Origin of the sequence: Enterobacter sp. JS8-1 (assembly GCF_049187015.1) — a bacterium.
In the GTDB taxonomy this organism is placed as follows: Bacteria; Pseudomonadota; Gammaproteobacteria; order Enterobacterales; family Enterobacteriaceae; genus Enterobacter; species Enterobacter mori.
In genome coordinates this window covers 829561-842324 of sequence record NZ_CP185805.1, presented here as the reverse complement: position 1 = coordinate 842324, position 12764 = coordinate 829561, and the positions used below count along the sequence as shown (strand labels likewise).

Below are 12764 nucleotides of genomic sequence, written 5' to 3'. Positions count from 1 at the left end.
TTTTATACGAACCAGGAACGACGCCATGAGCAAGTCTGAAAACCTCTACAGTGCAGCCCGCGAGCTTATTCCGGGTGGCGTGAACTCACCTGTGCGCGCCTTTACCGGCGTGGGTGGCACGCCGCTGTTTATCGAACGTGCTGACGGCGCGTATCTGTATGATGTCGATGGCAAAGCCTATATCGATTATGTCGGCTCCTGGGGCCCGATGGTGCTGGGGCACAACCACCCGGCTATCCGTAACGCGGTGATGGAAGCCGCCCAGCGCGGCCTGAGCTTTGGTGCACCAACCGAAATGGAAGTCAAAATGGCGGAGCTGGTGACCGAACTGGTGCCCACCATGGACATGGTACGTATGGTGAACTCCGGTACCGAAGCCACCATGAGCGCCATTCGTCTGGCGCGAGGTTTTACCGGTCGCGATAAAATCATCAAATTCGAAGGTTGCTACCACGGCCACGCCGACTGTCTGCTGGTGAAAGCGGGCTCTGGCGCGCTGACGCTCGGCCAGCCAAACTCGCCGGGCGTACCGGCCGATTTCGCTAAGCATACCCTGACCTGTACCTACAACGATCTGGACACCGTTCGCGCGGCGTTCGAGCAGTATCCGCAGGAGATCGCCTGCATCATCGTTGAGCCGGTTGCGGGCAACATGAACTGCATCCCACCGCAGCCTGACTTCCTGCCAGGCCTGCGCGCCCTGTGCGACGAGTTCGGCGCGCTGCTGATCATCGATGAAGTGATGACCGGCTTCCGCGTGGCGCTGGCGGGTGCCCAGTCTTACTACGGCGTTGAGCCAGACCTCACCTGCCTCGGCAAAATCATCGGCGGCGGCATGCCGGTCGGGGCATTCGGTGGTCGTAAAGACGTCATGGAAGCGCTGGCACCAACCGGTCCGGTTTACCAGGCGGGAACGCTCTCGGGCAACCCCATCGCGATGGCAGCGGGTTTCGCCTGCCTGACCGAAGTGGCTCAGCCGGGTATTCACGAAACCCTGACCGACCTGACCACGCAGCTGGCAAACGGTCTGCTGGAAGCGGCAGAAGAGGCCGGTATTCCTCTGGTGGTCAACCACGTGGGCGGGATGTTCGGGATTTTCTTCACCGAGGCGAAAACCGTGACCTGCTATCAGGACGTGGTGAAGTGCGACGTTGAACGCTTCAAGCGCTTCTTCCACCTGATGCTGGATGAGGGCGTGTACCTGGCACCGTCAGCGTTCGAAGCAGGCTTTATGTCCGTGGCGCACAGTGAAGAAGATATCAACAACACCATCGACGCGGCACGTAAGGTGTTTGCGAAGCTGTAAGGGCATTGCCGGGTGGCGCTCACGCTTACCCGGCCTACGATGTTCGCCCTCTCCCCGTGGGAGAGGGCCGGGGTGAGGGCATCAGGCCGCACCTGACTACCGGCTCTGCTTTCTCAACAGATAAATAAAGTACGGCGCACCGATAAAGGTCGACAGCAGACCCGCAGGGATCTGATACGGGAACAGCACCATTCTTCCGCACCAGTCCGCGAACACCAGCATTACTCCGCCCGTCAGGGCCGACATCACGATATGCGGCATCGTCCGGCGGAAGCCCATCATTCTGGCAATATGTGGCGCCATTAACCCCACAAAACTCAGCGGTCCAATCGTCATGGTTGCCGTCGCCGTCAGGCACGCAGCCAGCAGCAGCAGCGCCACGCGCGCTGGCGTCAGCGCCATCCCCACCGCACGCGCGGTTTCACCGCCAAGCGGCAGGATGGTCATCCAGCGACGGCACAGCGGAACTACCGCCAGCAGCGCGATCATGACGATCCCTGACCAGACAACCTGACTGCCGGTGGCATTGTAGGTTGAGCCAGAAATCCATGTCAGGATCTTCGCCATACGCGGATCGCCGCTGGCCTGCAGCATCATCAGCAGCATCGTGAAGGCGGTGCTCAGCGCCATCCCGGCCAGCAGCATACGGTGAGGTGAAAATCCGCCGCGACCGGCAGCAATCAGGATAATCATCAGCGTGACCGCCGCACCGATACTTCCGGCTGGCAGTAGCCAGCCAAACGCATTGCCCGGCACGAAGAACAGCATCAGCACCACGCCAAACGCCGCGCCAGAACTGATACCCAGGACTTCCGGGCTTGCCATCGGGTTGCCGGTGAGACGTTGAATAATGCACCCCGCTACCGCCAGCATCACGCCTGCGATCAGCGCAGCGAAGATACGTGGCCAGCGCCACTGCAGCAGTTCATTGAGTAAATCACCCGTTGCCCAGTGCCAGCCCGAGGCATCGCGTCCGAAGGAGAGCGCCGCGAACGAGGCAATGATCAGCACCGCCAGTCCCGCCAGGCTAAACCACAGGACCGACTGCCGTTCAGCATGGACTTTATCACCCGCATCCATGGCGGGCGCGCTCATGCTGCGCAGGCGCGGCAGCAGCCACAGCAGCAGCGGCGCACCGACGAGTGCGGTCACCGACCCGGTAGACACTTCCATCCAGACTCGCGCCAGCCAGAGAATCATTTGATCGGAAAGCCAGAGGATCAGCGCCCCAATCAGTGGCGCCAGCATCAGACGCGTCAGCAAACGACGCGCCCCGAGCATTTTCGCCAGCAGCGGCGCAAACAGGCCGATAAACCCGATGATGCCGACCGCGTTTACCAGCAAAGCACTTAGCACAATCGCCAGCGCCAGCGCGCCCAGACGCGCCAGAGACAGGGCAAGACCCAGATTGCGCGCCACGCCGTCGTCCAGCCCCATGAGGGTCAGCGGACGTAGCAGCAGCAGCGTCAGCACCACGCCGCCAATCAACTGTGGCCACAGGCGCTGCACGATGCTCCAGTCGGTCTGGGTGAGCGTCCCGGTACTCCACATGAACATGCTTTGCAACTGGTCGTGATGGAACAGCACCAGCAGCTGGTTGATCGCCCCGCAGTAGAGGCTGACCACCAGACCCGCGAGGATCAGCGTGACCGGTGAAAGACGTTTACCCCACGCCACGCCAAAGACCAGCGCGCCCACCACGCATGCCCCCGCAAGTGCTGCAAACTGCGAGGTTAATGCTCCCGGTAGCGCCCACAACGTGGTAATGGTGATCCCAAGCTGTGCGCCGGTTGCGACCCCCAGCGTGGTCGGTTCGGCCAGCGGGTTACGTAAAACCTGCTGGAATAGCACGCCCACCAGCCCTAAACCAGCGCCGACTAAAAGGGAGATCGCCAGACGCGGCAGCAGGCTGTAGTGGAACAGCATTTGCTGAATATTGTCGATATCCGGCGCGGTAAAGGCAGCGTCCCACTGTTCGCGCGGTAACGCGGTCGAGAGGTTGAACCAGGTCAACGCCATCGCGACGAGGAAAAGCAGCGCCATAAGAAGCGCCGGGAAACGGGCAATACGCGTATTCATGCCTTGCCTCCCATCGCGTTGTCCAGCACGCGGGCAAAATGCATCGCCGACAGCGTCGCGCCGTAGAACCACACCGCTGGCGCGCGCAGGAAACGTTTCTGGCGTACGAACGGCATCGCCTGCCAGAGCGGGGTCGCCATCAGGGTTTGCATTTCGCGCTCGTTGCCGTGATCGAAGCACAGCACGTCCACATCGCGAAATGCAGCAAGGCGATCAATGCCGACGGCGGTGCTCCCCCAGAAGGTCATCTCCCCTTCCCAGGCGTTGCGAATACCGAAGCTGTCGAGCACTTCCTGGAACAGGCAGTTATTACCGAAGACCAGCATATGCCGGGCATCCAGCAGCGTCACCATCAGTAGAGGACGGTCGCCCCGGTGAGCAAAGCGCGGCTTCAGGGAGTCAATCAGGGCATCAAATCCGTCGAGGTGTTTTTTGGCCTCCGCCTCGCGATTGAGGAAATGCGCCATCTCGTTAATGGAATTTTTTGCCATAGTCAGCGGTTTTTTACCGTCGCTGAAAGAGAACCCGCGTCCTGGCGCAATGCGCGCCATGGTCTCTTCTGACGGACCGTAGCCCGCTGACCAGAACAGAAACGACGGTTTCATCTGGGTAAGCAGTTCGAGGTTTGGCTCCGTTCGCAGTCCGATGTCGATGACGGAATCCGGCAGCTTTGGCTCGTTCACCCAGAGGTTATAGTTAGGAATGTCCGCCACACCATACGGCGTGACGCCGAGCGCCATCATCAGCTCGACCGGCAGCCATTCCAGCGCCACAATCCGATGTGGATCTATCGCGGCGGCTCGGGCGGTATTCATTTTTAACAGCAGCGGTGACAGCGCCATCGCCATCAACAGGCGACGACGGCTCATTGAGATTGAATCCAGCATCAGTAGACGAAGCTCACCGGTGCAGCCCCGGCTGGGTGAGGCAAAATCCCCATCGGAATACCATAAATGGTTTCCAGCGTTTCGCTACGCATCAGCTCAGATGGCATTCCCTGAGCGATCATCTCTCCGCCGCGTAAGGCCACAAGGTAATCGCAGTAGCGCGCTGCCATGTTGATATCATGCAGTACCGCAATCACCGTCAGCCCACGCTGCTGGCTTAAACGATGCACCAGCGCCAGAACGTCGACCTGGTGGGCAATATCCAGTGCAGAGGTCGGTTCGTCGAGCAGCAGGCAACGGCTGTCCTGCGCCACCAGCATCGCAATCCATGCGCGCTGACGCTCACCGCCGGACAGGCTATCCACCAGACGGTGCGCCAGCGGCTTTAATCCTACCAGCGCAATCGCCTCTTCCACTTTCTCTCTGTCGGCCACGCCGAAGCGACCAAGCGCCCCGTGCCACGGATAACGACCAATCGCCACCAGCTCACGTACCGTCATCCCTTCTGCCTGCGGTAACTGCTGCGGCAGATACGCCACCTTGCGTGCAAAGGCCTTGCTGTTCCAGCTCTCCAGCGGCTGACCGTCCAGCAGAATATCGCCTTCCGACGGCGACTGGTGGCGTCCAAGCATCTTAAGCAACGTGGACTTACCGGAGCCATTGTGACCAATCAGGCCAGTGACTTTACCAGCGGGAAAGGTCAGTGAGAGCGGATGCAGCAGGGTGCGCCCGGGTACGCGAAAAGAGAGATTACTGAGCGAAAAGGTGGTGTCGGATTGCGTTTGATTATCCTGCATATCAGCCAACTTAAATAAAAAGGGCACGGCGAACCGTGCCCGAAGAGAGATTAGAAGCGGAAGGTCGCGGTGGCAACAACCTGACGTCCTGCTCCCCAGTAGCATGCATATTCGCTGTAGCAGCTGGAAACATACTCGCGGTCAAAGATGTTGTTCACGTTGACGCCGACTGAAGAGCCCGGCATTCCAAAGCGCGCCAGATCGTATTTCACCGTCGCATCCGCCAGCGCGTAACCCGCAACGTTAAACGACTCGTAGGCTTTCGGTGAGGCGGCGGAGTAGTAGGACACGGTATTGCCGATATAACGGGTACCCGCACCGACAGTCAGACCGCTCAGCGCCGTTTCGTGGAAGGTATAATCCGCCCACAGAGAGGCCATATTGCGTGGTACTTCCGCCGGGCGACGTCCTTCATACCAGGTATCGTGCGTATATTCCGCATCGGTGTAGCTGTAGGATGCCGTCACGTTCACGTTGGCAGACACGGCCGCTTTCGCTTCCAGTTCGAAGCCACGGGAACGGATTTCTCCTCCCTGCACGCTAAAACCGCTGGTCGGGTTCGCAGGATCGGCGGTCAGGTTGTTATTCTTTGTCAGCTGGTACACCGCTGCAGTGACAACAACAGGCAGATCTTTCGGGACATACTTCACGCCCGCTTCGTACTGCTTGCCGCGAGCCGGATCGAACGGCTTACCGTCCTGGGTCGTCCCCGAAATCGGTTCGAAAGATTCGCTATAGCTAAAGTACGGCGTGATACCGTTGTCGAACAGGTAGTTGATTCCCCCGCGCCAGGTGAATGCCTGGTCGTTAATTTCCGCGGTGGTTCCGCTAGCGCGATTCAGGGCTGACGTTTTTGCAAAGTCATAGCGGCCACCCATCGTGAGCACCCACTTATCCCATTCTGCCTGATCCTGAGCGTACAGGCCCGTTTGCTCCTGACGGTTAAGCATCTGATACAGGTAGTAAACATCGACATTCGGATTACCATAATCAGGCTTCGTCATGCTGATAGGATCAGCGGTGCCATAATCAGCGTTAATGTCATTACGCATGCGGAGGTAATCAACACCCGTTAACAGGGTATGATCAACTGCACCGGTCGCAAATTTGGACTGAAGCTGGGTATCAACCGTGAAAGAATTCAGATTTTCATCAGAACGGACATAGGCGCGGCTGATTTGTGCCGGGGCGATATAGCCATTGCCGTAGACAGAGCGGTAAAGGGTATTGATTTTGCTGTAGCGCAGATTTTGACGCACGGTGAACGTGTCGTCGAATTGATGCGAGAAGCTATATCCCACCATCTTCTGACGACGGGAGATCTTGTTATCTTCCTCGCCTTCATTGAAATCAGTCGGCAGTTTATGCGCGTTGCCGTTGGCGTCGTAGTAAGGCACAACGGTGCCTTCCCGCGGCAGCCAGCCGTAATAGCCCGCATCCGGATCGCTCTGGAAGTTGCTCAGGAAAGTAAAATCGGTTTTATCATCAGGACGCCAGCTGAAGGAAGGCGCAATTGCGTAGCGGGTAGACTTCACCATTTCCTGCTGCGCATTTTCACTGCGCCCCAGACCGGTCAGACGGTATGCCCACACGCCGTCATCGTCAATCGCATCGCTGAAATCAAACCCGGTTTGCCACAGGTTATCGGTGCCCATTTTGAACTGAATTTCTTTCAGCGGCTCGGTGGTCGGGCGCTTGCTGACCATGCTGACGACGCCGCCCGGGTGGCTTTTGCCGTACAGGACGGAAGTAGGACCACGCAGCAGCTCAACGCGTTCAAGGAAATACGGATCCATGGACGCTTCAGAATAGTTATCCCCCTGCAGCTTCATACCGTCCAGATACTGGTTGGTGTTCACGGTACTGGAGGTCGTAAAACCACGAATAGAAACCACGTCATAGGTGGTAGACGCACCCCGTGTCGCGAAAACGCCTGGCGTGTAGGCAAGGGCTTGTTTAACCGTGCCCGGCTGCTTCATGTTCATCTCTTCACGCGTCACCACGGAAATAGACTGCGGGGTCTTCTCAATCGGCGTATCGGTTTTGGTTGCCGTTGCGGTGCGTTTTGCCGCAATCGTCGGCGCGGGGCCCCACGGGCTCTCCTGCGCAGCCGGTGCGGCGGTGACGGTGATGGTTTCTTCTTTTTTCGGTGTTTCGGCAGCGTGTGCGTAAGTAGACATGCCGGCAACCGCTGTGGCTACGACGACTGCGATTTTACGCAGCGACGTGTTAATTGGCTGAGCAGTATTGGAAAGCGCCATGTTTATCTCTGATGAAAAAGGTGAATGATAACGTAAACGAGAATTATTATTATGACCGCAGAATAATATGCGAAACGCTGGCTGCATAGCAAGCAGTACGCGCCCCTACGCATATTAAGGGTTTAAGAAATCAGCAAGAGAAAACGTGGCGTTAAACAGAATGAAAGCGCGGGTTAAGAAAATGGAATATGCAGGTAAAAAAATCCCCCCTTGCGGGGGGATCTTACGTGGTTAGTTTCCGCCGAACATATCTTTAATCCAGCCTGCGACACCGTCGCTGTCCTTCTTCTCATTCTGCTGCTGCGGCTGTTGCTGCTGCGGCTGCTGCGGTTGAGAAGATTGATCAAACGGGTTGCCCGTCGGCTGTTCTGGCTGGCTCTGCTGGCACAGCGAGTCTGGATTGGTTGTCCAGACCGGCAGCGTACGCATTCCACCACCGCAGATAAAGTTACCGGATCCATCAACGCCCATATCAACGATATCTTCCGGTGCTACAAGGTTCAGCGGCACCGGAGACTGATTTGCCAGATAACGCTGGTAAATCGACATCGCCCCGCTCGCACCGTACAGTTTGGTCGGCTGGTTGTTATCGCGGCCTACCCAGGTGATCACCACTTCACGGCCATCAATACCAGCAAACCAGGTATCGACGTTGTTGTTGGTAGTACCTGTTTTACCCGCCAGATGCAGACCCGGGTATTTCGCCCCCAGCTGACGCCCGGTACCGCGCTGCACAACCTGCTGCATGGTCCAAAGCGTCATGTACGCTGCCTGCGCCGGAACAGCACGCTCCGCCTGTGGGAAGCTTTGATAGAGCACGGAACCGTCTTCGGCAATGACCGAGCGCAGCGCAGAAAGCTGTGCACGATTACCGCCGCTGGCGATGGTCTGGAACGCCTGCGCCACTTCGATTGGCGTCAGGTTAAGCGCACCCAGAATCATCGCCGGGACCGGATGCAGCTGATCTTTCGGCACGCCCAGCTTCTGCCAGGTATCGGTGATAGCAGGCAGGCCCAACGCCATACCGAGGTTAACGGTTGGTACGTTCATGGAACGCGTTAACGCATCCACCAACATTACCTGACCGCTGAACTGTTTATCATCGTTCTGCGGAGACCAGACCTGACCGTTTGGCTGACGCAGGGAGATCGGTGCATCGGCGATCCAGGTATTCAGACGATACTGGTTCGGCTGGCTCAGCGCGGTGAGGTAGGTCGCTGGTTTTGCCAGAGAACCAATTGACCGACGCGCCTGCATTGCACGGTTATAACCCGCAAACTGCGGCTCAGCGCCGCCCACCATGGCGCGCACTTCACCGGTGTTACGGTCAACCACCACCATCGCGGTTTCCAGATCGCTCAGCTTGCGCTGTTTCTTCAGCGCTGGAATGCCCTCAACGGCCGCTTTTTCTGCCGCGTCCTGCGCCACGGAGTCGAAGGTGGTAAAGATCTTCACGCCGGAGAGATCTTTCACCTTATCACCGAGCTTAGACTGCAGCTCCTGACGCACCATCTGCATAAACGCAGGCTGCGGGGAGATTACGCCGCCGCGCGGCTGAACGCCGAGTGGACGCGCGCTCAGCATGTCGTAAAGTTCCTGGTCGATCACCTGCTGTTGTTGCAGCAGACGCAGCACCAGGTTACGACGCTCCAGCGCCAGTTTCGGGTTACGCCACGGGTTATAGATGGACGCCCCTTTTACCATGCCCACCAGCAGCGCCTGCTGGTCAAGGCTCAGCTCTTCCACCGGACGGCCAAAGTAGTACAGGCTCGCCAGCGGGAAGCCGCGGATTTCGTTATCACCGCTCTGACCGAGGTACACCTCGTTCATGTACAGCTCAAGGATACGATCCTTGCTGTAACGGGCATCCATCAGCACCGCCATATACGCTTCGTTGGCTTTACGCCAGTAGGAGCGTTCGCTGGAGAGGAACAGGTTCTTCACCAGCTGCTGGGTCAGGGTACTTGCCCCCTGCACGGTACGTCCGGCGGTCAGGTTCGCCAGCACCGCACGACCAATCGAGTAAAGGCTAATACCGTCGTGCTCGTAGAAGTGACGGTCTTCGGTTGCCAGCAGGGTATCCACCAGCAGGTCCGGGAAGCCGTTACGCGCCACGAACAGACGCTGCTCGCCGTTGGCCGACGAAAGCATGGTGATCAAACGTGGATCGAGACGGAAGAAACCGAACTGGCGGTCGTTATCCATGTTCTCGATCGTTTCCAGGCGATCGCCGTCGAAGGTCAGACGCGCGCGCACCTGCCCTTCTTTGCTGTCCGGGAAGTCGAACGGACGACGGATCATCTCAATGCTTTTCGCCTGAACGGTAAACTCACCCGGGCGGGTCATTTTCGTGACCTGACGATACTGTGTCGCCTGCAGCAGCTTGACCATCTCGTTCTTGCTGATGGACATATCCGGCTCAAGGTTCACCATACGGCCATAGACTGCCGCAGGTAACTGCCAGACTTTCCCGTCAATACGGCTGCGGATCTTCTGATCCAGATACACGCCGTAGATCGCGATCAGCACCACAAAAACAATAAACAGCTTCAGCAGCAGCCAGAACCAGCCGCGCTTACCACGAGGCTTCCGCCCTTTGCCTTTCCCTTTACGCGGCATTGGCTCATCATCCTCATAATCGTCTTCGTAGTCATCGTCATACTCCTCATCTCTGAGGCGACGACGGCTTACCTTTTCTTTCGCCGGACGCGTTGGCTTTCCCTTACGTCCTATTGGCTCGCGGTCATTCCCCGCCATGCTTTTTCTCCGCAACATTCAGGCGCAAAGGCCAGATTTTCTTATCTTTCACAGGTCTATGAAAGAAGAAATCTCTCAAAATAAACAGCAAGACTTTCCTGTCAGGAAAGTCTTTAGTGTTTTCTCCCTCTCCCTGTGGGAGAGGGCCGGGGTGAGGGCATCAGGCCGCACTCCCCTTTTACGAATACTTCTTCGTCCGCCTCGTCGGCGCCGTATTTGCCGGGTCGTCCGGCCAGACGTGTTTGGGATACCGCCCCTTCATCTCTTTTTGCACTTCACGGTAGCTCCCCGCCCAAAACGCCCCCAGATCGCGAGTGATCTGCAGCGGGCGATGCGCCGGGGACAGCAGTTCGAGCACCAGAGAAACGCGCCCTTCCGCGATGGACGGCGTGGTGGCCTCCCCAAACATCTCCTGCATCCTTACCGCCAGCGCCGGAGGATTATCCTCGTGATAACGAATGGCAATCCGGCTTCCGGTCGGCACAGTGTAATGCCCAGGCAGTTCACTATCCAGACGTTGACGTAATGACCAGTCCAGTAAATTCTGCAACGCGGCCTTAACATCGAGCGCTTTCAGCGCCCTGAGCGAATGTACGCCGCTCATTTGCGGCAGCAGCCAATCTTCCAGGGAAGCCAGCAGCGTCTCATCATCAACCGTCGGCCAGCCATATTCCGGCAGCCAGCGTGCGGCACAGTGCAGCCGAATACGGTACTGCTCAGCCTCTGGCGTCCAGTTCAATACGCTCAGCCCTTTTTCGCGAATGCCGTTCAGCATGGCCTGGTGGAGTTCTTCTTCCGACGGCTTCGCCAGCGGCTTTGTACCTAACGTCAGCTTACCGATCTGGCTACGACGAAACGCCTTAAGCGTGCCCTGGTTATCATCCCACTCAACGATATCGGATTGCTGGAGCAATTGCGGGCAGCTACGCGTCAGGGCGTCAATATCAACGGCAATTGCCTGTAAAATACGCGCGTCCGGGGAATGGCTGCCCTGCAGTAATAGCGGTGCAATCAGCCATTCATGGCGCGTCAGGGCGTCATCGCTGTCCAGCATCGCCCCCATGCCGTTTGCCAGCTGATAACGTCCGTCCAGCCCACGACGGCGGGCGATCCGGTCCGGGAAGGCCTGTGCCAGCAGGAAGCCAATACTCGCGCTGCCAGGCGAACCACCGCGGCTGTTCAGGCGTTTGCACAGCTGCTGCGCCCGCTGCTGCCAGTTCCCCTGATTGCGCGAAAACGCCTGCCCCAGATCGCTGCTGCCACCGCGAGGCGGCTCCTCAAGAATAGCCGCCAGTTTTGCCGCCGTAGCAATTTCGTCGTCGCCCTGCGCTGACACCAGCATCGCGGCCAGACGCGGCTCGTTGCCTAGTGTCGCCATTTTCTGGCCGCGCGCCGTCAGGCGCTCGCCTTCGAGCGCACCAAGCTGCGTCAGCAGGTTGCGCGCAGCGGTGAGGTTCACGACAGGCGGAGGATTAAGCCAGGTGAGCTGTTCAGGGTTCGGGCAGCCCCACAGCAGCAGATCCAGGACCAGGCCAGACAAATCACTTTGTAAAATTTCCGGCGTGCTTTGCTGCGCCGCGCGTTCCGCCTGCTCTGTGCCCGTCAAATGCAGGCAGATGCCCGGCTCAAGACGCCCCGCACGGCCCGCACGCTGCACCATCGATGCCTGGCTGATGCGCTGCGTAAGCAGTTTGGTGAGCCCGGTGCGCGGGTCAAAACTTGCCACCCTCTCCTGCGCGCTATCCACCACCAGACGAATGCCTTCAATGGTCAAACTGGTTTCAGCAATGTTGGTTGCCAGCACCACCTTGCGCTGCCCCGCCGGGGCCGGAAGAATGGCTTTACGCTGATCCTGTAGCGACAACGCGCCGTAGAGCGGGCAAAGCAGCACATCGCCGCCAACGCGGGAGGAAAGCTGCTCCTGCACGCGCTGGATTTCACCGACGCCCGGCAAAAACAGCAGCAGAGAACCGGGTTCCTGGCGCAGCAGTTCTGCCGTCGCAATAGCGACGGCCTCATCAAAACGCTGATGGGCGGGAAGCGCCTGATAGCGGCGTTCAACCGGAAATGCGCGTCCTTCTGAGCTGATGACAGGGGCGTCGGGCAATGCCTGCTGCAGCCGGTCGTTATCCAGCGTTGCGGACATAATCAGCAGCCGAAGATCGTCGCGCAGCCCCTCCTGCACGTCCAGCAGCAGCGCCAGCGCTAAATCCGCCTGCAGGCTGCGTTCGTGGAATTCATCCAGGATCACCAGCCCGATCCCCGTCAGCTCAGGATCGTTTTGCAGCATACGGGTGAGGATGCCCTCGGTCACCACTTCAAGGCGCGTTGCGGGGCCGACACAGGTTTCTGCACGCATCCGGTAACCTACCGTCTCGCCCGGTTTTTCATTAAGCAGTTCGGCCAGGCGCTGCGCCACGTTACGCGCCGCCAGCCTGCGCGGCTCCAGCAGGATTATTTTCCCGCGAATATTCCCCTCTTTGAGGATTTGCAGCGGCAGCCAGGTGGATTTACCCGCCCCCGTTGGGGCATTCAGCAAAACCTGCGGGGCATCGTTTAGGGCAGCGAGAAGCTCAGGAAGGACGGCGGCGACCGGCAATGAGGACACTAACAGCTCCAGAGGGTTAACATTAGTCGGCGTACATTGTAGCATCGGCGCATATCATTACCGAGTCCT

The 12764-nt window shown here is 58.5% G+C and carries 7 protein-coding genes; 1 reads left to right on the top strand and 6 read right to left on the bottom strand.

The window, feature by feature from the left end; translation table 11 throughout:
- Nucleotides 1–25 precede the first annotated feature (25 nt).
- Nucleotides 26–1306, top strand: a complete 1281-nt coding sequence (hemL, locus tag ACOQH0_RS03995; protein ID WP_421511594.1) for a glutamate-1-semialdehyde 2,1-aminomutase — start codon at nucleotides 26–28, stop codon at nucleotides 1304–1306.
- A gap of 96 nt (nucleotides 1307–1402) precedes the next feature.
- Here the strand turns inward: hemL and fhuB are convergent, their stop codons facing one another.
- The 6 genes from fhuB to hrpB form a co-directional block, all read right to left on the bottom strand.
- On the bottom strand, nucleotides 1403–3385 hold the full coding sequence (gene fhuB / locus ACOQH0_RS03990; RefSeq protein WP_421511593.1) for a Fe(3+)-hydroxamate ABC transporter permease FhuB: 1983 nt from the start codon (nucleotides 3383–3385) through the stop codon (nucleotides 1403–1405).
- Complete coding sequence (gene fhuD, locus ACOQH0_RS03985) at nucleotides 3382–4272, bottom strand: Fe(3+)-hydroxamate ABC transporter substrate-binding protein FhuD (RefSeq protein WP_421511592.1); 891 nt, start codon at nucleotides 4270–4272, stop codon at nucleotides 3382–3384. Before fhuD ends, fhuB begins: the two co-directional genes overlap by 4 nt.
- Entirely contained in the window at nucleotides 4272–5069 is a 798-nt protein-coding gene (gene fhuC, locus ACOQH0_RS03980) for a Fe3+-hydroxamate ABC transporter ATP-binding protein FhuC (RefSeq protein WP_421511591.1), read from the bottom strand. The genes fhuD and fhuC overlap by 1 nt, the downstream gene beginning before the upstream one ends.
- A gap of 50 nt (nucleotides 5070–5119) precedes the next feature.
- Entirely contained in the window at nucleotides 5120–7330 is a 2211-nt protein-coding gene (gene fhuA, locus ACOQH0_RS03975) for a ferrichrome porin FhuA (protein ID WP_421511590.1), read from the bottom strand.
- A gap of 231 nt (nucleotides 7331–7561) precedes the next feature.
- Nucleotides 7562–10087, bottom strand: a complete 2526-nt coding sequence (gene mrcB, locus ACOQH0_RS03970; protein WP_089599149.1) for a bifunctional glycosyl transferase/transpeptidase — start codon at nucleotides 10085–10087, stop codon at nucleotides 7562–7564.
- Between the two features lie 178 nt (nucleotides 10088–10265).
- The gene (gene hrpB, locus ACOQH0_RS03965; RefSeq protein WP_421511589.1) at nucleotides 10266–12695 is read right to left on the bottom strand and encodes an ATP-dependent helicase HrpB; all 2430 of its coding nucleotides are present in this window, start codon (nucleotides 12693–12695) and stop codon (nucleotides 10266–10268) included.
- Nucleotides 12696–12764 lie beyond the last annotated feature (69 nt).